This window comes from Pedobacter foliorum (assembly GCF_013266735.1).
Lineage (GTDB): Bacteria > Bacteroidota > Bacteroidia > Sphingobacteriales > Sphingobacteriaceae > Pedobacter > Pedobacter foliorum.
In genome coordinates this window covers 183,761-205,378 of the sequence record NZ_JABSNU010000007.1, presented here as the reverse complement: position 1 = coordinate 205,378, position 21,618 = coordinate 183,761, and the positions used below count along the sequence as shown (strand labels likewise).

At 38.9% G+C, this 21,618-nt stretch carries 20 protein-coding genes; 11 read left to right on the top strand and 9 right to left on the bottom strand.

The window, feature by feature from the left end:
* Window position 1 precedes the first annotated feature (1 nt).
* Genes HQN83_RS15690 through HQN83_RS15675 form a run of 4 tightly spaced genes read right to left on the bottom strand, consistent with a single transcriptional unit; the run spans window position 2 to window position 3,748 of the window.
* On the bottom strand, window positions 2-871 hold the full coding sequence (locus HQN83_RS15690; RefSeq protein WP_173091269.1) for a sugar phosphate isomerase/epimerase family protein: 870 nt from the start codon (window positions 869-871) through the stop codon (window positions 2-4).
* A 23-nt stretch (window positions 872-894) separates the two neighbouring features.
* Complete coding sequence (locus HQN83_RS15685; protein ID WP_173091268.1) at window positions 895-1,800, bottom strand: sugar phosphate isomerase/epimerase family protein; 906 nt, start codon at window positions 1,798-1,800, stop codon at window positions 895-897.
* Window positions 1,800-2,915, bottom strand: a complete 1,116-nt coding sequence (locus tag HQN83_RS15680) for a Gfo/Idh/MocA family protein (protein ID WP_173091267.1) — start codon at window positions 2,913-2,915, stop codon at window positions 1,800-1,802. Before HQN83_RS15680 ends, HQN83_RS15685 begins: the two co-directional genes overlap by 1 nt.
* Window positions 2,915-3,748: a phytanoyl-CoA dioxygenase family protein gene (locus HQN83_RS15675; RefSeq protein ID WP_246254519.1), complete on the bottom strand. Its 834-nt coding sequence runs from the start codon at window positions 3,746-3,748 to the stop codon at window positions 2,915-2,917. The genes HQN83_RS15680 and HQN83_RS15675 overlap by 1 nt, the downstream gene beginning before the upstream one ends.
* Window positions 3,749-3,974: 226 nt before the next feature.
* Between HQN83_RS15675 and HQN83_RS15670 the strand changes: the two genes are divergently transcribed.
* The 6 genes from HQN83_RS15670 to HQN83_RS15645 all read left to right on the top strand — a co-directional run bounded on the left by HQN83_RS15670 (window position 3,975) and on the right by HQN83_RS15645 (window position 14,356).
* Window positions 3,975-4,841: a helix-turn-helix domain-containing protein gene (locus tag HQN83_RS15670; RefSeq protein ID WP_173091266.1), complete on the top strand. Its 867-nt coding sequence runs from the start codon at window positions 3,975-3,977 to the stop codon at window positions 4,839-4,841.
* Window positions 4,842-4,939: 98 nt separating this feature from the next.
* Window positions 4,940-5,569 carry an RNA polymerase sigma factor gene (locus HQN83_RS15665; RefSeq protein ID WP_173091265.1) on the top strand — a complete coding sequence of 210 codons (630 nt, stop codon included), beginning with the start codon at window positions 4,940-4,942 and terminating at the stop codon, window positions 5,567-5,569.
* Between the two features lie 105 nt (window positions 5,570-5,674).
* Complete coding sequence (locus tag HQN83_RS15660; protein WP_173091264.1) at window positions 5,675-6,871, top strand: FecR family protein; 1,197 nt, start codon at window positions 5,675-5,677, stop codon at window positions 6,869-6,871.
* A 146-nt stretch (window positions 6,872-7,017) separates the two neighbouring features.
* On the top strand, window positions 7,018-10,548 hold the full coding sequence (locus tag HQN83_RS15655; protein WP_394353508.1) for a SusC/RagA family TonB-linked outer membrane protein: 3,531 nt from the start codon (window positions 7,018-7,020) through the stop codon (window positions 10,546-10,548).
* 20 nt (window positions 10,549-10,568) lie between these two features.
* Window positions 10,569-12,005: a RagB/SusD family nutrient uptake outer membrane protein gene (locus tag HQN83_RS15650; protein ID WP_173091262.1), complete on the top strand. Its 1,437-nt coding sequence runs from the start codon at window positions 10,569-10,571 to the stop codon at window positions 12,003-12,005.
* A gap of 77 nt (window positions 12,006-12,082) precedes the next feature.
* Window positions 12,083-14,356, top strand: coding sequence for a GH92 family glycosyl hydrolase (locus HQN83_RS15645; RefSeq protein ID WP_173091261.1), 2,274 nt, complete (start codon window positions 12,083-12,085; stop codon window positions 14,354-14,356).
* A gap of 80 nt (window positions 14,357-14,436) precedes the next feature.
* Here the strand turns inward: HQN83_RS15645 and HQN83_RS15640 are convergent, their stop codons facing one another.
* Entirely contained in the window at window positions 14,437-15,321 is an 885-nt protein-coding gene (locus HQN83_RS15640; RefSeq protein ID WP_173091260.1) for an NAD(P)H-binding protein, read from the bottom strand.
* A 78-nt stretch (window positions 15,322-15,399) separates the two neighbouring features.
* Between HQN83_RS15640 and HQN83_RS15635 the strand changes: the two genes are divergently transcribed.
* Window positions 15,400-15,759, top strand: a complete 360-nt coding sequence (locus tag HQN83_RS15635) for a winged helix-turn-helix transcriptional regulator (protein WP_173091259.1) — start codon at window positions 15,400-15,402, stop codon at window positions 15,757-15,759.
* A 94-nt stretch (window positions 15,760-15,853) separates the two neighbouring features.
* Here the strand turns inward: HQN83_RS15635 and HQN83_RS15630 are convergent, their stop codons facing one another.
* Together HQN83_RS15630 and HQN83_RS15625 are read right to left on the bottom strand one after the other, a co-directional pair.
* Entirely contained in the window at window positions 15,854-16,303 is a 450-nt protein-coding gene (locus HQN83_RS15630; RefSeq protein ID WP_173091258.1) for a protein-disulfide reductase DsbD N-terminal domain-containing protein, read from the bottom strand.
* A 402-nt stretch (window positions 16,304-16,705) separates the two neighbouring features.
* The gene (locus HQN83_RS15625; protein ID WP_173091257.1) at window positions 16,706-17,089 is read right to left on the bottom strand and encodes a hypothetical protein; all 384 of its coding nucleotides are present in this window, start codon (window positions 17,087-17,089) and stop codon (window positions 16,706-16,708) included.
* A 270-nt stretch (window positions 17,090-17,359) separates the two neighbouring features.
* On the opposite strand from HQN83_RS15625, the gene HQN83_RS15620 reads away from it, so the two are divergent.
* Complete coding sequence (locus tag HQN83_RS15620) at window positions 17,360-17,620, top strand: hypothetical protein (RefSeq protein ID WP_173091256.1); 261 nt, start codon at window positions 17,360-17,362, stop codon at window positions 17,618-17,620.
* A gap of 50 nt (window positions 17,621-17,670) precedes the next feature.
* On the opposite strand, the gene HQN83_RS15615 is transcribed toward HQN83_RS15620, so the two are convergent.
* Window positions 17,671-18,870: a glycoside hydrolase family 27 protein gene (locus HQN83_RS15615; RefSeq protein ID WP_217277398.1), complete on the bottom strand. Its 1,200-nt coding sequence runs from the start codon at window positions 18,868-18,870 to the stop codon at window positions 17,671-17,673.
* A 53-nt stretch (window positions 18,871-18,923) separates the two neighbouring features.
* Complete coding sequence (chrA, locus tag HQN83_RS15610; RefSeq protein WP_173091255.1) at window positions 18,924-20,246, bottom strand: chromate efflux transporter; 1,323 nt, start codon at window positions 20,244-20,246, stop codon at window positions 18,924-18,926.
* A gap of 279 nt (window positions 20,247-20,525) precedes the next feature.
* Here chrA and HQN83_RS15605 point away from each other — a divergent pair, with 279 nt between their 5' ends.
* The 3 genes from HQN83_RS15605 to HQN83_RS15595 all read left to right on the top strand — a co-directional run bounded on the left by HQN83_RS15605 (window position 20,526) and on the right by HQN83_RS15595 (window position 21,557).
* A complete protein-coding gene (locus HQN83_RS15605; protein WP_246254518.1) occupies window positions 20,526-20,861 on the top strand; it encodes a hypothetical protein in 336 nt (111 codons plus the stop codon).
* Entirely contained in the window at window positions 20,861-21,217 is a 357-nt protein-coding gene (locus HQN83_RS15600; RefSeq protein ID WP_173091254.1) for a hypothetical protein, read from the top strand. The genes HQN83_RS15605 and HQN83_RS15600 overlap by 1 nt, the downstream gene beginning before the upstream one ends.
* 97 nt (window positions 21,218-21,314) lie before the next feature.
* Entirely contained in the window at window positions 21,315-21,557 is a 243-nt protein-coding gene (locus HQN83_RS15595) for a hypothetical protein (protein WP_173091253.1), read from the top strand.
* Window positions 21,558-21,618: the final 61 nt, after the last annotated feature.

The window sequence follows — 21,618 nt, the reverse complement described above, 5'->3', positions numbered from 1 at the left end:
TTTATTTTGTTTCAGGAAAAATGGAATGTAAATAATCAAGGTTCTTTACATAGCTTTCAAAAATGGGCTGATTAGCCGGAACAGCACCTTCAATCTGGATCCATCCATTATAGTCAATGTCTTCAATAGCCGAGCGGACCTTTTTAAAGTCAACCTTTCCGGTCCCTAGCAAAAACCCATTCTCCTTCATGTGGAATTCACAGATCTGACCCTGATTACCTAGCCAGCGTATCTCTTTGTAGATATCATATCCCATTTGTTCAGAATTACACACATCATAATATACCTTTATACTTTTAGAACCGACAGCATCAATAATCCTCATGTGCTCTTCAGCGCTTAACCATGATTCTATACCAAGGACAATGCCCGCCCGTTCTGCTTTTTGAGCGACTCTTTTAAGCCGGTTTATCACCTCTTTTTGACCAGCGGCATCATTTTTTAAATCTCCCTTGTTAAAAAATGCCAATAGTACAACTTTAACTCCCAAATCTTTGGCAACATCAATGCTGTCGCTTACCCATTCTTCTGCTCGAGGATCAGATTTATAAGGAACCTCATTCAATTCTCCCAATGCCAGACCGGAAAACTGCATATTTAATTTAGCAGCAGCAGTCTTGTAATTTTGCTGCACAGCCTTTTGCCGTAAATGCATTTGATTGTCTGTATTCCCCATGCTCAATTGTACGCCATCCAGACCTATTTTTTTGCCCAACTCCATTGCCCCAACATCATTTGCCTTACCAATAGACCAATCGCAGGCACCTATTTTGATCACGTTTTTACTGGCTGCAAACAATTCAGCCAGATTGCCAAACGTACTCATACTAAATCCCGCTGCGCTCAACTTTAAAAGTTCTCTCCTATTCATTTTTATCTAGGAATTATTTTACATTAACAACCATTTGCCGATAGTTTTGCTTCAATAAATGCTTTGGCACGTGGCACATCACTTTCATCAAGGTGTTCTATAATCAAAGGAATGTCAGGATGATCATTACTCAAACGACGCAGGTACAAGTCATAATTCAACGACCCTAAACCGGGCGCAGGTAAATCTATCAAACCTACTCCCCTTAAAGCATGCGCTTCACTTGCATCAATGTCGGCCATCTTTACACCATTCATTCCTGAAGAACGTTTTACATCTTTTGCATGAGAAATTTTAATCTTATCAAATAGTGCATCGAAGATCTGGTTTAACGTAAGATCCATTTGGTCAATATTATGATCCTCAAAATAATTGGTAGGATCCATCAGCAGTCCCAGATGCGAATCATCAACATCGGCAAATAATCTAAGTGTTTCCTCAACAGAGCCAATCACATTGTTCACATAAGTTTCAGTCAAAAATGTAACCCCATGTGCTCTTGCATGCTCAACAAGATCAGCTATCACTGCCCTGCATTCTTCATATCCCTCCTCAGTTTTGTTTTTAGGATGATGTACCCAATCACTGTCAGGATCAAAGGTCCCCGTTTCACTGATCACATAAGGAGAACCCAGTTCATTTGCAAAACGGATGATCTGCTTCAAATGATCCAGATTTTTCTTTCTTTTAGCCAAATTTGGATGAACCAGGTTTGTATATCCCGAAATGCAGCTGATAGGCAGATGATATCGTTCAAAAGTATTGCGGATCAGCATACACTTTTCCTTAGTAATACTGTCAGTATCCAAATCCATATCTTTAAAACTCAGGTCGAGCTGAACGGTGTTAAAATTGAGTGCTTTTATCCGTTTGGCAGTCTCTTCCAAAGCGTAAGGGAAATACCCTGTAAATATGCCAGTTTGTATCATTAATCAGTTATTTCGTTTATTTCTACCGCCCTATGTTCTTTTGCAGAAAGATAGCAGGCGTCTACTAAGGCCATTGTTTTTAGATTGTCCTTTCCACTGATTTCCGGTTCACAATTTTCTTCTACTGCACAAAGTAACTGTGCCATTGGACCTGCAAATGCATCTGGAAACCATACTTCATCCCATCTGGGCTGTATCCATTGGCCAGGGAACTGAGTTGTTGTGAGGTCTAATGTACTTGGCACACGGTCAGGGTAAAATGGCCAGCCTATCGACCCCTTTGCCGTTCCTTCCGTACCTTCAACACGCCAGTTGATATAGTTGTCCTGCATTGCTCCCTCTCTTGAAGGACCTGTCCAGACATCGTCCCACGAAGATGCCCTGAATCCATTTTCATACTCTAAGATGTAAAGCGCTATTCCATCTTCATGATCAAACTTTTTGCTTGTCCTCGGGTCTTTACATACACTGGTAAAAACTCTTTCCGGATCACCAAACAGATATCTGAATGTATCCAGATGATGAATGCTCATGGTACGTAAGGTAACAAAGCCCAAAGCTTCCTGCCACGGTGCCCAGTGTGGTATAGCCCGCATATCAATGGAAGCAAATACCGGAAGACCTAAAAAGCCTTGATCCAAAGCCGACTTACATGCCCTGATGGACTGATCGTAACGCATATTTTGGTTCACACCAAGTTTAATTCCTGCTTCCTCACAAAGTGATACGATTTCCTTCGCCTCGGCATAACTTGTCCCCATAGGCTTTTGAATTAAAATTCCTTTGATGTGGTCAGCATATTTTACTGCATTACGAATCACTTCCAACTGAATATCAGGTGGCACAGCAATGTCTAAAACCTCCACTTCAGGATCTTTAAGCAGGTCAATATAAGAATCGTAAATTTTACTGATATCGTGACGTGCTGCGACTTTGCGTGTGTTTTCCGGAGAGCGGGATGAAATAGCAACTGGGTTAAATCCTGCCTGCCTATAAGCGACCAGCTGACAATCGGCCATAATAAAACCAGCACCGATACATCCAATTCCAAAATGTTTGTTTTTTGGCAATTGTGGCAGGTAATTTAAAACAACATCTGATGCAGAATGGATCATTAATTTTCTTTTAAAGTGATTTCGTTCTCTTTTTTAAGGAAGTCTGTATCGGCTGATAATCCGGTTGTACCTGATGCCAAAAATGCACCATCTGCTACAACCTTTACCGGAGTGATGCAGGATGTATTTTTTTCCCTGAAAGGTACATTATAACTTAAATTATACGCGGAAATAAGTGACCAGCGCGGCTTTTCTGATAAATTTGCTTCAGACATGTGCAACAGATTACTATGAAAAAACAAGACATCTCCAGGCTTTAGTACCACTTCTACCCTTTCAAACCGTTCAAGTGCCTGTTCTACAAAATTCATATCAGCACCTTGTTGTTCGCCTGCAAAAGAATGTTCCAGACGTCCCATTTTGTGCGAACCTTTTAAAACCTGTAAACATCCATTTTGACTGTTGGCTTCGGTGAGCGCAAGCATAACGCTAATCATGGCATCAGGATATAAAAATCCGTTCTTATACCAATATCCATAATCCTGATGCCATTCCCATGCACCCCCAACCTTAGGTTCCTTCTGCATCAATTTAGAATGAAAATGGCATACTTCGCCTTCACCTAGCAAAGTTTGTACTGCATTTATAATTCTTTCACTTCTGATTAGCAAACCATAAACATCATCACCAGGTGTAAACCATAAGGTCAGTTTGGTGCTTTTGTTCGATTGATCGTTAAAGTCCATTGCATTGGAGCGCATCACCTGATCTTCGGTTGCAATACTGTAAAGTAATTCTACACCTTTTGTACTAAGAAAATCCGGTATAATCAGGTATCCGTCATTCAGATACTGTTCCCGTTGTTGCTGCGTTAAAATTTCACCGGCCATCATTCAGGGTTTAAATTATAATTTAAACGAATATAAAGATACACCATCCTTGATTCTGATACTTTCTGATCAGTTGTTGCAATTTTCTTGCGCATACCTACCCGGCGCTTTCGAATCAGCTTGTCACTTTTCCCCGGTCTGATCTGCCTATGGCAAACTAAATAAAATATATTCGTAGCTTTAGCCTTAACCAAATATCCATTTTACAAGTCGTCTGAGTGTTACTCTTATGAAACCATTGCATGAAAAGTTAATTCTAGAGCCAAAGAATTCTTTTGTTCTACAGAAAGATATATACCCCTATTATCCTACACCATGGCATTACCATCCTGAATATGAACTGGTGCTTGTAGTAAAAAGTTCGGGAATGAGGACGGTTGGCGATCATAATGAACATTTCACAGATGGGGATTTGGTATTTTTAGGTCCAAACCTGCCACATTCATATCAAAATGATGCTATATATTATCGAGACGATTCTTCGCTTAAGGCTGAAGCTATAGTTATTCATTTCAAAGAGGACTTTCTGGGGAAAGACTTTTTTAATCTTCCTGAGATGATTCAAGTAGTGCAACTGTTTAATAAAGCTAAATATGGAATAAAGATTACAGGAAATACCCGTCAGCAGATTTCAGACATCATGCTTCAAATGCATACTGTGACCGGGCATAAAAAAATACTGCAATTACTTTCTATCCTTGAAATACTTTCCAATTCGGATGAAATTGAGCTCCTTAGCAATCCCGGGTTTGTTCAACAGCATCTGGTTTCGGATGATGACAGGATCACAAAAGTACACGAGTATATCATGAAAAATTTTCAAAAAGATATTTCATTGTCCGAAGTAGCTGAGATTGCAAATATGTCCATCCCATCTTTTTGTCGGCTCTTTAAGTCCTCTACCAGAAAGGCCTTCTCTAATTTTGTAAATGAGATAAGAGTAGGTCATGCCTGCAGATTGCTTCTCGAAGACAGGGAAAGTATAGCTCAGATCTGCTACAAAAGTGGCTTTAATAACATGTCCAATTTTAATCGTCAGTTTAAACGACTAAAAGAACGATCACCCTTGCAATATAGGCAAAGCGTATCCCGATGAGTTAAGGTTTGTTATTTTATGGATTTATAGGAAACCGCATAGGGTCAATTAAACTCAGGAAATATTCCGTTATATTTACAAGTAGATTTTTAACCTTTATGATCCCGAATGCCTCTAAATTTAAGGCCGTTGAACAAGCTTCAGCTAGTGCTGAAAAATTGCTGTTGACAAAAATTTCCTTAGGTGATGAACAAGCATTCCGGATTTTGTTTGACCGACATAGAAAAAAGGTATATACTTATGCGCTAAGAATTGTAAAATCCGAGGATTATGCTGAAGAAATTCTGCATGATGTTTTTATGAAAATTTGGCAACATAAAAATATTACCGAAATCGAGAACCTACAATTCTTTCTAAGAACAGTTACTAAAAACACCACATTTAAGGTACTACGAAGAATTAAGCTCGAAATAAGAGTAAATGATGAGTGGGGACACGATTGGGAAGAAGTCCATAATGAAACAGAAGACGCAATTCTCTTAAAAGACACAGCAGAAATTCTGAATCAGGGTATTAATCTCTTATCTCCACAACAGAAACTTGTTTATACCCTTTGCCGGGAAGAAGGTTTAAAATATGCTGATGTAGCACAACGATTGTCCATTTCTACCGAAACAGTAAAAAGCCACATGAAACAGGCTCTTAAATTTTTGAGAACCCATGTAGGTAAACACAACGATCTATCGATGCTGATAATTTTCTTACAAATCATTAGCGAAAGAAAATAATTAAAATTATTTTTCATTCCCCTCCCCCGAACCTTTTTCTCAAGGGTCTATGTAATAAAGGGGCAGGTACTGATAACCCAGTCTAGTTTCTTAAACCAATTATAAATGATGAACGAGTTACGACTGACCTATTTATATCGACAGTATATATCAAACCGTAGTTCTGCTGAAGAATTGCAGGAATTGGAAGCGCTGTTAAAAAACTTGGCCAATGAAGATGCTATTTCAGGATTACTTGATACAACATGGGATGATTTAGATACACTTAACGCTAAAGACATTTCCCAAGAACAAGCCGATCTGATCTATAATTCCATTATCAAAAGTAAACCTCAACAAAAAAGAACCTATAAGTTATGGGCCATACGCATCGCAGCAAGCATTTTATTGTGCATGAGTATTGGATTGATCATTTACCGTAGTTACACACCACAATCACAGCAAAAAACTGTAATCAATACAACAAAACCTAAAGTTCAAGACTTTTTGCCTGGGAAAAACAAGGCTGTATTGACACTTTCAAACGGCAATGAAGTAATTCTGGATGATACTCAAAGTGGAAGAATAGCCAATCAAGGCGGGGTCGTAATCAGTAAATTAAATGATGGACAGATTGCATATAGCTCGGCGCATTCCGGTCAAAAAAGTACATCTTCAGCCGATCAGTTAAATACATTAACCATACCCAAAGGCGGGCAATACCAGTTAACCCTTCCAGATGGCACGCTGGTTTACTTAAACTCTGCCTCTTCGCTAACTTATCCAACAAAATTTGCAGGTACAGACAGAAAAGTTACCCTCAGTGGAGAGGCTTATTTCGAAGTGGCTAAAAATCCTAAAATGCCATTTATCATTAATGTGAATAATAAACAGGAAATCCAGGTATTGGGAACTCATTTTAATGTAGAAGCGTACACCGACGAACGCGTTATCAATACTACATTATTAGAAGGCTCCGTAAAAATCCTATACAAAAACAAACAAGCCATACTCAAACCCGGACAAGTAGCCATTAATAGTATGGGCACTGATCTGGATATAAAACCAGCAGATATAGATGAGGCAATGGCATGGAAAAATGGTTTATTTATTTTTAACAACGAGAATATTACCACTGTGATGAAAAAAATCTCAAGATGGTACGATGTAGAAGTTGTATTTAAAGGGAACATGGAAAATGTGAACTTCCTTGGGAATTACTCCCGTACAAAAAGTCTGGCCAGCTTACTTAAAAATATAGAATTAATGGAAAATGTAAATATATCAATTGAAGGAAGGAGGATTACCGTTACCCGTTTGTAATAACCGGGTAGGCTCTTTAAAGAGCAAAAAAACGAGATGATCTAAAAAACCGGGAGTGTTGGAAGCACCCCCGGAGTCGACCGGCTTATCAAAGCTTGTCTGGATCAAAAAAATATTAATACGCTAACAATTTTCAACCTAACCAAATGTATAAAATTTTTACTGCACTTAAATGCGGCGAACTGCCTTGTGCTGCGCATAAATTCATTTTAACAATGAAACTAATTATTCTGATTTTAACACTAAACCTTTTGCAAGTTCATGCATCGAGCTATGGACAGCAAGTGAGCATTAATGTAAAAAATGCCACTGTTAAAGAAGTGCTTAGTCAGATTACCAAACAAACCGGCTATAACTTTATCTGTGATGCAAACATCATAAAACCAACAAATACCATCACCATCAATGTGTCCAATGTAGCGCTTAAAAAGGCACTGGATCAGTGTTTTAACAAACAAACTGTCGATATTATTTTCGGGACTGACAACACTATACTAATCAAACAAAAGAAACAACTAGCTGTAATCCCTTCATTACAGGTAATTAATGTAACAGGAAAGGTAATAGACAATCATGGTCAGCCTATTCCTGGTGTAAGTATCAAAGTAAAGGGTACTGCTGTTGGGGCCATGACGGATACAAACGGCGCATTTGCGCTCAGAGTTCCTGATGCAAAAAGTGTCCTTGTTTTTAGTTTTGTAGGCTATGTAAATCAAGAGGTTGAGGTAGGAAACAATACAACCTTTACCATTACACTTATAGAGCAAAGTCAAACCTTAAGTGATTTAGTTGTTGTGGGGTATGGTAAACAGTCAAGGGCTACAGTTACAGCATCTATTACCAGGGTTGATGGCCAAAGCATCGCGAACCAACCGGTAAGTACCGCAGGTGAAGCTTTAGCTGGTTTAGCTGCAGGTGTGCAAATTCAATCAGATCAAGGTGCAAAACCAGGTGCTGCCCCTACTGTACGGATACGTGGGGTGAGCTCTTTAAGTTCATCCAATGATCCTTTATATGTAGTAGATGGATATCCTTTGCAAAATCCGGCTAATTTCACCCTAATCAATCCAAGTGACATTGAATCTATTGAAGTATTAAAAGATGCGGCATCGGCAGCTATATATGGCTCTCGTGCTGCAAATGGTGTGGTACTGGTTACTACCAAAAGAGGCAAAGCCGGTAAAACTACGTTTGGTGTAAGCGCCTATTCCGGCATACAAACCGTAGATAGATATATTGATGTTTTAAGTAAGGATCAGTATGTACAGCAAGTTAAAGACCTAAGCCGTATTAAAGGCTTGCAATATCCTAGTATTTTAGATGGTGACATCTCTGGCCTTCCAGATGTCGACTGGCAAAAGGAAATATTCAGATCTGCACCAATCAGAAATTTGGAACTGAATGCTTCTGGTGGTAGCGAAAAAGTGCGTTACAACGTTTCAGCTGGTATTTTTAAGCAAAAAGGTGTACTAGTTGGTACTGATTACAGCCGCTACACTACCCGAGTAAATCTGGATGCAGACATTGTTAAAAATGTGAAATTTGGATTTTCAATTTCTCCATCTTACGCTGAGCAATTCAGACAGCCCTCATCGGGACAGGCTAGCGGTGCAGGTGCCAATCCTAGTGATTTTATCATGGGGGTACCGGGCTTAGTGGCTAGTTTAAATTTACCAAGTCCTCTTAACCAAGCTTTAACATTTCAACCGATAGTACCTGTTTACCGCGCTAATGGCGATTTTGCTCAACCTTACGATCGTGAACTGGGTTATAATCTATCACCGACTGCAGTTTTTTCTGCCAGTAACTTTTACAACCCTGTAAGCATTCTAAGCCAATCAATTAACCGCTCCAGAGCATTCCGTACTTTAAGTAGTGCTTTTTTGGAGTACAATCCAATACCAGCGTTAAAAATAAAGAGTTATATAGGCGCTACCCTGGAGAATGAGCAGGTGCACGGTTACATACCCGGCACTATGGCTTATAGCTCAGCACCTACTGCTGCTGCTTCAAATCCTCAGTTGGCTGGTATTTTCGCCTCAGACAATGTGCGTAATAGTTTTGACTGGGTTTGGGAAAATACAGTTACCTATGATAAACAAGTAGGAAAGCACCACTTTAATGTTTTGGGTCTATTTTCTGCCCAGAAATATGAGTCACAAATCAATTATACTGCAGGCTTACCTGGTACCTTTGTTACAACCACCGTACAAAGCCCATTAGCCTCACCAAATACCGTTGGTACAGAAGCGTTTGATGCCAATACGTTCCTGTCGTATGCAGGTAGGTTCACTTATGATTACAACCGTAAATACCTATTCACAGCAGCAGTTCGACAGGATGCCTCATCCCGTTTTGGCCCTAACAACAGATATGCCATATTCCCTTCATTTTCTATGGGTTGGCGTTTAGCAGAGGAAGCTTTCCTTAAAGAGAATCTCGCCAAACTCAGTATTAATGAATTGAAACTAAGAGGTGGTTACGGCCGCACGGGTAATGCCAACATTGGTAGTTTTACCTATGTAAATGCCATTGCCTTAAATAGAAACTATGCCTCTGGAAACAATCGTGTATTTGGCACGCAACAAACAGGCTTTGCAAACCCCGATCTGACCTGGGAAAAGAATGACCAGACGAGTATTGGTGCCGACATTGGTTTTATGCAAAACAAAATTGCACTTACCTTCGACTACTTTATCCGTAATTCAAACGGAATGTTATTGAATAAAGCACTGCCACTTGTTGTTGGTTATGCCACATCCAGCCAGCCTAACGTGGGCACATCCTATCAGGCAAACTTAGGTAAATTGCAAAACAAGGGCTTTGAATTTACGGCCAGTACCAATTTTAAAATTGGCGAGGTTACCTGGAACACGAATGCCAACTTCTCTACCTATAAAACTAAAGTACTGGATTTAGGTGGTCCAAAAGCATTACCTGCAGTTCAGGCTATTAACGGATGGAACAATGTTTATCAGGTACAAGTAGGTCAGCCTTTGGGTATTATGTATGGCTATCAAATTGCAGGTGTGTTTAGAAATGCCGACGATCTGGCCAACAACCCCAAAGTTGTATCAGGAAACAAAATTGGTGATTTAATGATCAAAGACCAAAACGGCGACAATAAAATAGATGTCAATGACGTGACTGCTTTAGGTCATGGTCTACCCGATTTCACTTATGGTTTAACCAATACTTTACAATACCAAAACTTTGACCTGAGCATATTGGTACAAGGCGTACAAGGCGTTAATATCATTAATGGTAACAACAGGCAAACCTTAACAGGTAACCATAACCAAAATTCATTAAGCAAGTATTTTAACAATTACTTTGACCCCGCTTACCCAACCAGAGATGTTTTATACCCTAGCCCTATTTCTACGGCCTCACTTCCGGGCCCTGCGTTATCGAGTTTAAGTGTAGAAAACGGATCTTACTTAAGGGTAAGAAACATTACACTAGGTTACCGTTTAAGCGATAACCTGTTGAATAAGCTTTTTGTAAAATCAGCAAGAATTTATGTGACAGCTCAAAATCCTTTTCTGATTACTAAATACACCGGCTATAACCCGGAGGCTAACATCATGGGAAGTGATCCCACTACTCCTGGTGTTGACCAAGGGACTTATCCTACAGCGCGTACAATTATTTTAGGTATCAATTTTGGATTTTAATTGCCTTAATACTAAAGATCATGAAAGTTAAAAAATTAATTATATATAGTGTTTCCATACTTATTATAAGTGTGGGTATAGCTTCCTGCAAAAAAGCATTTGTTGACATTACGCCAAAAGGCATCATTCCTGTAAGCACCTATTACAATACTGAAATAGACATCAAAAATGCACTTATAGGCACTTACAGTAGCCTTAGACCTATTTACAACGAGCAATATGGCTTTGGTGAACTCCCTTCAGATAATGCCCAGACTTATGGCGAAAGCGAAGTGCTGTATGGAGAACAAGATAAACTCACCTGGCAACCTACCTCAACAAATTTACAAAATGCTTGGACCCGTTTTTACGCCACTATAGCCTATGCCAACATTGTTTTAGAACACGTTAACACCCCTATTATGACTCAGGCCAACCGAGATGCTTATACCGGACAGGCCAAGTTTCTCAGGGCCTTAATGTACTTTAACCTGGTACGTATGTATGGTGGCGTTCCTCTGGTACTAAACGAAATCACTTCTGAGCAACAAGCTTACACATATAACAGGGCTAGTGCTGCCGAGGTTTATACCCAGATAGAAAAGGATTTAACAGAAGCTGCAGCGGTATTGCCGCCAAGCTATACTGGATCTGATATAGGCCGGGCAACCAGTATTGCAGCCAATGCACTTTTAGGAAAGGTTTACATGTTCCAAAACAAATTTCCTCAGGCAGAAAGTATATTAGCAACAGTTGCGGCTACTGCCGGTACACTGCTACCTTACGATCAGATCTTCGGGCTGGGTAAGGATAACAACAAGGACATTATATTTTCAGTACAATATCTTGGCGGTGGTTTTGGCGAGGGTAATACTTTCGCAAGGAGTTTTGTACCACAGCCATCAGGCACCACAATTACAGCCGTTACGGGCAATAGTAATAATGCCGGCACGCCTGATCTTTACAACTCTTTTGAAACAGGCGATAGCCGCTTAAACACTGCCATTGGGGTATACAGTGCCGGTACACTGATATATTATTATCCTAAAAAGTTCATCTATCAAAGCGTTGGAGCCAACAGTGAGGGAGATAATGACTGGCCAATACTACGTTATGCCGATATTATTTTATTGTATGCAGAAGCTTTAAACGAGAATAACAAAACACCTGATGCCCTTACTCAACTTAACCTGGTTCGTAAACGATCAAATCTTGCTGAAAAAACAGATCTATCACAAGCTGATGCAAGAACTGTTATTCGTCACGAACGACGTATAGAGCTTTGTTTCGAAGGAGAAAGATGGTTTGATCTTAACCGATGGAATATTATGGTGGAAGTTATGCAGGCACATAAAGCCAATTACACCCCGGCAAACGGAAGTATTGGTAACATTGTACCAACTTTAAGCCTATATCCAATCCCACAAAGGGAGCGTACGTTAAATCCAAAACTAACGCAAAACCCAGGATATCAATAATATATTACAAATCCTATCTGGAATCTATATCCAGGTAGGATTTTTCATTATTTTCAAAAAATATTACCTGATCAATTATGCGAAATACCCATTTTACCTTACGTTGTATCCTGAGCAGTTTCCTGCTCTTTTCTCTATGTTCATCAGCAAAGGCGCAAGACCTCGTACAATACGTACAACCATTGGCAGGTACTGCTGCAAGTACCACTACTGGCGCACTAAAACATGGAAACGGAACAGAACTGAACGCAAACACCATCCCTGCTGTAGGACTACCGTTTGGCATGACACAATATTCCCCGCAAACACGTCAATCAGAAACAAAATGCCAGCCACCTTATTTTTACAAGGATAACGTACTTACAGGTTTCCGTGGCACCCACTGGCTTAGTGGCTCCTGCACACAAGATTATGGAAGCTTTACCATTATGCCACTCATGGGTAGTTTAAAAACAACGGTTAAGAATTATGGAACAGGTTTTTCACATGAGCAGGAAATCAGCACTCCAAACTATTATAAAGTGACTTTATCCGCTTATGAGCTGGATGCAGAAATCACCGCTACCCTTCGTGCTGCAATGATGCAATTTACAGCCCAACGGGCAGATAGCCTGTACCTGCTGATTATGCCAAATAGTGATCAGGGCAAAGGTTACATAAGCGTAGATAAAAAGAATGGAGAAATCTGGGGCTACAACCCTGCTCATCGAATTTACCAGGGCTGGGGAAAGCCAGCAGGCTTCAGTGGCTTCTTTTACATCAAAATTCAACAGACTGTTAGCCAAAGCGGAACATTCAATGAAACAAAAGTATTTACAACAGATAGCATCAGCAATCAAAAAGACATTGGTGCTTACCTCGGATTTAAAGTTAACAAAGGAGATGTCTTACGCATCAGGATTGGCACCTCTTTCAGCAGTCTGGAAGGTGCAAAAAAGAATCTGGAACAAGAGATCAACAACTGGGATTTTGAAGCCTTATCTGCCAAAAACAAACAAGTCTGGCAACAGGCCCTAAGTCAGATCAAGGTAGAAACCAGGATTGAAAAAGACAAACGCATATTTTATACCGCATTTTATCATGCCATGCAACATCCCCGTTTATTTAGCGATATAGACGGCACCTATCCGCAGTTCGCTGGAGATTATAAGTTAAAGAAATTGACCAATGGCAATTATTACGATGACTTTTCAATGTGGGATATCTACCGAGCTCAGTTGCCGCTATTTGAATTGTTAAATCCCAAGCTCATCAATGACGCAGTTCAATCTATGGTTTTAAAGGGAACTCAAGGTGGTTGGCTACCCATTTTTCCCTGCTGGAACAGTTACACTGCGGCAATGATTGGAGATCATGGTACTGCATTTATAGCATCTGCCTACACCAAAGGTATCCGAAACTATGATGTTAATGAGGCTTATCGATTAATGCGACAAAATGCTTTTGAATTACCTAACCATGAAGATTATGTGAACGGAAAAGGCCGAAGAGCACTGGATACCTATTTGAAATACGGTTACATCCCAATGGAAGACAGCGTGCCCGAAGCTTTTCATAAAAAAGAACAGGTAAGTCGTACACTGGAATATGCTTACGATGATTATGCACTGGCAATGGTAGCTAAAGGCCTAAATAAAACGAGTGACTATACTACATTATTAAACAGAAGTAAGAATTACAGAAATGTATTTGATTCCGAAGTAAATATGATGCGGGGCAGGTATGTCAATAAAACCTGGTATCAACCCTTTAAAGCCAATACCAAAGAGCCTTACATTACCGAAGGCACTCCTCGGCAATATACTTTTTACGTGCCGCATGATGTTAGTGGATTGGCTACATTAATGGGTGGAAAAGCCAAACTGGAACAATCGCTGGATGAACTTTTTGAAACAGGCGAATATTGGCACGGAAACGAACCAGGGCATCAGATTCCCTTTATGTACAATTATACAGCCTCACCATGGAAAACGCACCTTAAGGTTAAGGAAATCCTGGCAAACGAATATAGTGACGGTCCGGGTGGTTTAAGTGGAAACGACGATGCAGGGCAAATGTCTGCATGGTATGTTTTTGCTTCTCTTGGTTTTTATCCAGTTGATCCGGTATCGAACAATTACCAGCTTACCAGTCCTTTGTTTGATGAGATTACCATTAAACTACCTTCAAATAAAACGCTAAGGATTGTTACGCACAAGAAGACCCAAACTTCAGGCCATATATCCGTTGTGAAATGGAATGGCAAGGTTTACGCTAAAAACTACCTTACTTATGAAGGCATACATAAAGGAGGATTAATAGAGCTATTTCTGCAGGACGAACCCAATAAACAATGGGGAGTTTTAAACTAGAAAAGAGCGTGTCCAGAAAAGTTTAATTACATAATCCTCGTCATCCTGACCTGCGTCCGGATGACGAGGATTTATCTGTTTTATGCATTATAAGCAAGAGCAAACTGCTTTGCAAAATCCTCTAGCTTTATCTTACCAATTGGAGCATTGTTATTCAAATCAAAATCTTCCCAAAGTACACCACTTCTAATGGCCGTACCCATCTCTTCATAATTCTTTGCTATTTCTGCAGGAAGTCCCGCTCCTACCATTCCTTCAAATGCCTGAGTATCATCAAATGCTATCCAAGGTAGTTCTGGCTTACCGATAGCTTTTCCTATCTGCTCAGCAACCTCTTTAAGCAAACGCCTGTCGCTTGCAATGTAAACAATGCTTTTTCCGCTAAAACCTTCCTGAATTTTACTTGCAGCAACGGCAGCGATATCTTTTGGATCTACCATAATAATCGCCTGATCTGCTCCATAGTTAGCACCAATGATTCCAGCATGTTTAATCATATCTATATTCCCATACAGGTTATTGTAAAAATAGGCCGGACGCAAAATCAGGATATCGATATTTTCAAGTTTAGCAAAGGTCTGCTCAACATCATAAAGTCCGGCAATGGGGCCTGTACCTTTAGGAAGATGCGCTCCTATACTACTCAATAAAACTACTTTTTTAACACCTGCAGCTTTTACTGCATTGGCATAATGCTCACCAATTTGTTTAATATGCCCCCTAAGGTCATTAGTAGAAAAATCATTGGGCACCATTAAATACACTACGTCTGCACCAGTAAAAACATCAGTCAAAAAGCGCTCATCAGTCACAGATCCAATTGCCGGTATACCGCCAAGATTTGTAATTTCATCTGCTTTATCTTTATTACTGCTAACTACAGTTACCTGATGTCCTTCAGAGATCAAGTTAATTGAAAGTGGTTTGCTGATATTTCCCAGCGATCCTGTTATAATTATTTTCATGATTATTCTGTTTTTATTTAATGACAAAGTTATATTTGTACTTACTTTTATACAAGTACTTACCCCAAAGTATGTAACATGACAGCAATCAAAGAAAGTTCAACATTAAACGCCAACAGAGAAAATAACAAGGCTACCTGCCCTATCAGTTTTGTAATGAGCAAAATTGGTGGTCATTGGAAACCGATTATACTTTACCACCTCATGAGTGGTCCAAAAAGATATAGCGAGTTAAAGAAATTGATCCCAGCAATAACCGAGAAAATGCTGATACAGCACCTAAAACAGATGCAGCAAGAGGATTTGGTTATCCGTAAAGCCGAAAACATTGTTCCTCCTTTTGTAACCTACAGCTTAAGCCCTGAAGGAGAAGAATTGAGGCCTATCCTGGATGCAATGGTTGAATGGGCATTTGCACGTGATTTTTTTGCCGCTTAAAATATTAACTGCAGCATATTCAGATAAACTTATTAAATAATGTACATTTTGGTAAAAGTGGGAAGAATGATTTCCGACGAAACACCAACACGAACTATTTAACTGGAATTGAAAATTCAATGGTTTGCTTAGGAAGACATCGAGTGTCATCACATACCATAAATTCAACCTCGCCCTTCACCGTCAAGGGAGCATTCTTTTTTAGCGTTACTTTTTGCTGAAAAACAACTGAATTTTCGTAATAACTTACATTTAAATCGAGATTCTTATCAAATTTCGTTACAGGTTTAGGCTGAGCGGTCTTGCCAATCACCTTGTAATCAGAATTAGACTTGAATGAAAAATTAGTCTGAATACCATCTCCTTTTGGTATATTCTGAGCATAAACGTGCCAACCCTGCTCAATATTAGCCTTGATATATAAAGTAGCTTCTTTAGCAGATGTCTTTTTTGCAAGATAACTCCAAGTAACAGGTTTAAGAATTTGACCTTGGACTGTCGCTGTTATGAAAAGGGCTAAGATGATAGAAAGTAAATTTTTCATTCTCTTTATTTTTTAATCTAAAGTTACAATTAGAATTGAAACCTCGAAGTAACTTAGTGATGGAGTATCTTAGTTTCTATAAAATCTTTACAATGCACAATAACCCGCCTAACACAACTACCACCAATATGATGAGATAAAAAATGGAGGGGTAAAATAGGCTGTATAGAGTCGGTTTTTCTTCAACAGTTGACAATGCACCAGTCTTGGTTTTTTTCTTCGCTAGAAGCCTTTGTTTGATTGAGTGTCCTGTAATTACAGATGGAGAGCGGTGTTGGAGCATTATCTAAATTACCAATATTTTTTGGTATCGATACGGTTTTGCCAATTTTAAACAGACAAGTATCTCATAAAAACCATTAGGGAGCACCCTTAGTAGGTAATGCTATCGGACTTAGATTACTAATGGTTTCGAAACTTTTCAATTTCTTGACTTGTTGCAGGAATCATTTCTGCAACTTCAGCTTGATTGTCTTTATAAACCTTCACCTTAACCGGAACATCAGCCTTATTTGCTTTTTTAATCAAATCGATGTATGAATCACTATTCTTTAATCCAAGATCAATATAGAAAAAACGGGCATGAGGATAAAGAGCTAACATAACAGTGTCATTCTTTGCGGTTCTTACTTCAGGAAAAACAAGACCAATTTCAATGGTTTCCCCCTCCTTTATCCGCTTCTCTTTTGCTTTTCCATTTTGCTTTGCACAAGAGAAAAATAACGAAAGAAAAACCATACTTAAGGCGCTAAAAATAAAAATACTAATTGTTTTGAACTGAAGCATATGACAAGCGTTTATGCCCCCAATTTATAAATTATTTATTGATCTGCATATAGGTAAAATGGAAATGTATATCACTCAAATTTGTTACAATAAAACAACTTGCTAAAGCCATACTCTTATACTTTTTTTACTAATTTAGAACGTTGCTAAAGAAGTTCCGGGAAATAAAGTAATGACATTTTCCAACACAATTATAAAATGTAACCAGCGTTTAGACTGATAATAATTAATGGGGAAACCCGATTCAATAACTTACAAAATCAGAATTCAATGAAAAAACTAAGGTCAAAAGTAGTAAAAGCACTGAAAAGAGAATTTACCTTCGAATGTACCATTTCATCAAGAATGAATCAGGTTATTCTAAACGTTAAAAACATTGATTTTGAACAGCACCTTGGGCAGTTGATACAACAGACTCAGCAAATCATCGACAAATACTTCCCTCAACGAGAAGAGCACCTTTGCCTGGTTATAAGGGAGATTGGTGGGAATAATCAGAATACATTTAAAATCTGGAAATCAGCATATTAAAAGAAAACGCCTGTAGCTTACAAACAAACTACAGGCGTTAATAATATTTGCTATGCTTTCTTTAAGCGGAAAACCTTGGTTTCATGAGCGCTTACTTTACCGGCCCATTTATTGCCTTTTCCAACAACCTTATGTTGCCACAAATCTCTGATTTCATATTTATCAGATAAGCCCAAATCGCTGAAAGCAACTTTTGCATTTTGAGTTGTTGCAGCCTTATTAAGTATCGCAACTGCAAAATCACCATTGGCAAGCGGACGAACAAACACATCCCATGTATCGTTTTTAATTTTTCGCTCTCCTTGTTTGCCTAATGAATCCTGATTCAAAGCAATAACTTCTTCGTTTAATAAAATCCGTTTAGTGGTTTCATTCATCGTTCTGATATCGCTGCTTGCATATAATGGCGAGTTTAACATACACCACATACTCATTTGACTTTGGTATTCTGCATCAGTACAGCCATTGGCACCAAACGCACCCGATGGACCCTTCACTCCTTTTAAACCTACATTTAGCATATCGCCATCATTCCAATGTCCGGGGCCGGAAAAGCTTGCCAAACCAGCATTTTTATCAATCACATTATAAATACCAACTCCACCCTTACCATCTGTATCGTTCCATTTATCTCTGATATCAAAAGTGGTACGCCAGCTTTGTCCACCAACTTCAGCACCCCAGTTCCAAGCCTCACGAGGTCCCCATTCGCAAATACCCAAAGTAATATCCCTGCCAGAGTTGCGTAAAGCCTTTGCCATTTTTCCGTAGCGCTGCTTTGCTGTAGCCACATCTTCTGGCGCGTTACAGTAATCGTATTTTAAGTAATCGATATCCCAGGAAGCAAATGTTTTTGCATCCTGCTCTTCAAAGTTTAAGCTCGCCGTATATCCTGCACAGGTTAACGGAGCCGCATCTGAATAAATACCCATTTTCATTCCTTTACTATGGATGTATCCTGCTAATGCTTTAATGCCTGAGGGGAATTTTTTAGGATCAGCGATAATGTTATTCTGGTTATCCCTTCCACCCTGCCAGCAATCATCCAGAAATATGTATTTGTAGCCGGCTTTTACCATACCGGTAGACACCATCGCATCCACCATTTCTTTAATGTCTTTTTCATTCGGGTTCTCAGACATAATGTTCCAGCTCATCCATCCCATTGGTGGTGTTGCTGCTAATTTTACCTGTTGAGCAAAGGTTGTTGCGCTCAATAAAAGCAGGGCAATACTTAATTTTATTTTCATTTATTGTTTATTGGTTTATTCTGAAAATAAAGGTAATGCTATTATCTATATAGTTATACATAATACTGAAATAGTCCGTAGATCATACTGAGTAGAATTAAGTAAACGATGTTTATCCGTAATTTAAAGATCAGTAGTATAGAAACTACAATCCACAACAAGGTCATTAAATCTATTTTTCCGAACGAAAGACCGTGAGGAAATAGTACATCTTTTCCTAAATAAAGTGCGAGATTTAAGATCACGCCAACAACTGCCGCAGTTACAAAAGTTAATACATCGCTGATCATTACACTACCTCTGGAATGCTCTAACACTGGTCCGCCGACAAAGATAAACAGGAACGAAGGTAAAAAGGTATAAAACGTAGTTGCAAAAAGCCCTACAGTCCCCATCAACAAAGAGCCATCAAAATGATTGAATCCAGCCATAAAACCAACATAACAAACCACAATGATTAAAGGTCCTGGTGTAGTCTCGGCAAGGGCAAATCCATCTACCATCTGTGATTTACTTAACCAGTTAAACTTTGAAACACTAAATTGGGCTACATAAGGTAAAACCGTATAAGAGCCGCCAATTGTAAAAAGCGCGGTTTGTGTAAAAAACAAGATTAAACCTTTCCAGAAGGAAAAATCTCCGCTAAAAAGGTAAAACAACAACAATGGCAATCCCCAAATCAGTAGAAAGATTAAACCTTGTTTGGTTAACAGCCTGGCATTGAAATCCTTGCCTAACCCTTCGGTATTCTTGTTAATGTAATACCCCTCCTCATTCAACTCCTCTTCAGCTTGATCCGTACGCTTTCTGTAAACAAGGGCAGGCCAGAAATACCTGAACAGCAAGGCCAAAATGATAGTGCCGACAATGATATAAGGCATCGAGATGTTAAAGAAAAAAATACAGGAAAAAGCTACTGCAGCCAGTAAATAATGTAAAATACCATGAAGCGCCTTATTACCCACACTCCAAACTGCATGAAAAATAATGGCTACCACCGCGGGCTTTAAACCACTAAAAATAGCATCCATCCAGCCCTGATTTCCGAATGTTACATAAAGTAGGCTAAGCCCCAGCAGGATAAACATAGATGGCAGAATAAAAAACAAACCCGCCAACAGCCCTCCACGCTTACCATGAAGCTGCCAGCCGATGTAAATCGCCAGCTGCTGTGCCTCTGGTCCCGGTAAAAGCATACACAAACTGAGCGCATGAAAGAACCTGCTGCTGCTAATCCATTTCTTTCTTTCAACCAGAAAATCATGCATAATGTTGATATGTCCAAGAGTCCCTCCGAAACTGATCCATCCTAATTTAAACCAAAATTTTAAAGCTTCTATGAAAGTGGGTTTGGATAAAGTATCTTCTTTTTGCATACGGGGATTTCGTGTTCAATAAAGCTTCCTTTTTAAACATAGAAATGTTTAAAGGATAGAAAAATAGATAAAATTTGTAGTGATTTTCTTGATGCTAAAGATACGAAAACTATTACTTACATGGTTGCTATTGCCTTTAGGAAGGATAGGAAATACATACATTTTAGGTCTAAATTTGAAACCAATTGACTTCCGGTGAAAATTTTATTTGGTTTGTAGTGAATACTTTATTGGTTTAAGCGGGATTTTAATTTGCAGATTCCCCTTAACTGTGACATATTGCAATACAATAGATTGCTGATGATAGATGTTACGGTACTTCCAATGATTGATGTGATGCCAAAACCAGGGACTCCTTTGGTGAAGGTAATGAATGATCGCCTTGCTGTTATGGCAGAAGAGCTTCAAAAATCTTTACAAAAGGAATTCTCTCATGAAAATACTTGCGAAGATTTGGTAATCTATATGAGTTATAACAGTAAGTATGCAGTGCGCTGGAAGATTGTTAATGATGTTCCTTCGTCAATTCAGAATAATGTTGCAAAGTGCTGTGGCAATTTAGGCTATATTCAGTGGAAAGAGCTTGACTTGTATAGCTATAAAGTGAAAAGGTAATGAATTTTAAGATCCTCCACCTTTTCGAAAGCGCTAAACTGGTGATTATTGAGATTAAGCGCAATGACTTACCTGAAGATGCAGTAAATGCGGAGATTTATCATTGGCTCTATCTGGATAAACAAAACGGGGCACTGTTAAAGCTATGGTTTCGTTCATTGGATTCTTCGGGCGAAATTGAAGAAAGATATTTCGAACAAGGTTTTTTAAAATTCAACAGCACTCAGGCTACCTTTATAGAAAAGTACAATTCCGCTCAGCATACATTAAACAACCATAGTATTAAGGAGCTCTCTGCTGAATTGGCAACGGTATTGGAAGACTATTTAAAGGAACCAAACCTCCAAAGTTTATAAACCCACTACTTTAAAGTTCTTATTTGGCTTTAATATAGCTCTTATTATAGCCTAATGCCTTTCTTTTTTCTTTGTAAGAAATAAAAAAAGGTATATAATGAAATACAAGTTTTATAAAAAGAAAGAACTGGGTGGAATATCAGCAATAAAGAATAAGCAAATCTATAACCTATTGCCTATGTTTTTCTACAATCCCCATACGCTAAAGTCACTTTCAACCGCTGTCAGCATTCATAATTGGGCTTACCCTAATGAGCATGTGGATGTGAAGAATAAAGTAGGGCAAATTATCTTAAAACTTTATGGGGAGAAAGGCAAAATGCTTATCCCCTTAATTTGATAATGAGGATTTACTATGTTAGAAGGCTTTATTTTAGTATTTTGGTTTTACTAAAGAATGT

Coding starts and splice junctions, on each gene's coding strand:
- HQN83_RS15690 (WP_173091269.1), bottom strand. CDS start 871: ATGAATAGGAGAGAACTTTTAAAGTTGAGCGCAGCGGGATTTAGTATG.
- HQN83_RS15685 (WP_173091268.1), bottom strand. CDS start 1,800: ATGATACAAACTGGCATATTTACAGGGTATTTCCCTTACGCTTTGGAA.
- HQN83_RS15680 (WP_173091267.1), bottom strand. CDS start 2,915: ATGATCCATTCTGCATCAGATGTTGTTTTAAATTACCTGCCACAATTG.
- HQN83_RS15675 (WP_246254519.1), bottom strand. CDS start 3,748: ATGATGGCCGGTGAAATTTTAACGCAGCAACAACGGGAACAGTATCTG.
- HQN83_RS15670 (WP_173091266.1), top strand. CDS start 3,975: ATGAAACCATTGCATGAAAAGTTAATTCTAGAGCCAAAGAATTCTTTT.
- HQN83_RS15665 (WP_173091265.1), top strand. CDS start 4,940: ATGATCCCGAATGCCTCTAAATTTAAGGCCGTTGAACAAGCTTCAGCT.
- HQN83_RS15660 (WP_173091264.1), top strand. CDS start 5,675: ATGATGAACGAGTTACGACTGACCTATTTATATCGACAGTATATATCA.
- HQN83_RS15655 (WP_394353508.1), top strand. CDS start 7,018: ATGTATAAAATTTTTACTGCACTTAAATGCGGCGAACTGCCTTGTGCT.
- HQN83_RS15650 (WP_173091262.1), top strand. CDS start 10,569: ATGAAAGTTAAAAAATTAATTATATATAGTGTTTCCATACTTATTATA.
- HQN83_RS15645 (WP_173091261.1), top strand. CDS start 12,083: ATGCGAAATACCCATTTTACCTTACGTTGTATCCTGAGCAGTTTCCTG.
- HQN83_RS15640 (WP_173091260.1), bottom strand. CDS start 15,321: ATGAAAATAATTATAACAGGATCGCTGGGAAATATCAGCAAACCACTT.
- HQN83_RS15635 (WP_173091259.1), top strand. CDS start 15,400: ATGACAGCAATCAAAGAAAGTTCAACATTAAACGCCAACAGAGAAAAT.
- HQN83_RS15630 (WP_173091258.1), bottom strand. CDS start 16,303: ATGAAAAATTTACTTTCTATCATCTTAGCCCTTTTCATAACAGCGACA.
- HQN83_RS15625 (WP_173091257.1), bottom strand. CDS start 17,089: ATGCTTCAGTTCAAAACAATTAGTATTTTTATTTTTAGCGCCTTAAGT.
- HQN83_RS15620 (WP_173091256.1), top strand. CDS start 17,360: ATGAAAAAACTAAGGTCAAAAGTAGTAAAAGCACTGAAAAGAGAATTT.
- HQN83_RS15615 (WP_217277398.1), bottom strand. CDS start 18,870: ATGAAAATAAAATTAAGTATTGCCCTGCTTTTATTGAGCGCAACAACC.
- chrA (WP_173091255.1), bottom strand. CDS start 20,246: ATGCAAAAAGAAGATACTTTATCCAAACCCACTTTCATAGAAGCTTTA.
- HQN83_RS15600 (WP_173091254.1), top strand. CDS start 20,861: ATGAATTTTAAGATCCTCCACCTTTTCGAAAGCGCTAAACTGGTGATT.
- HQN83_RS15595 (WP_173091253.1), top strand. CDS start 21,315: ATGAAATACAAGTTTTATAAAAAGAAAGAACTGGGTGGAATATCAGCA.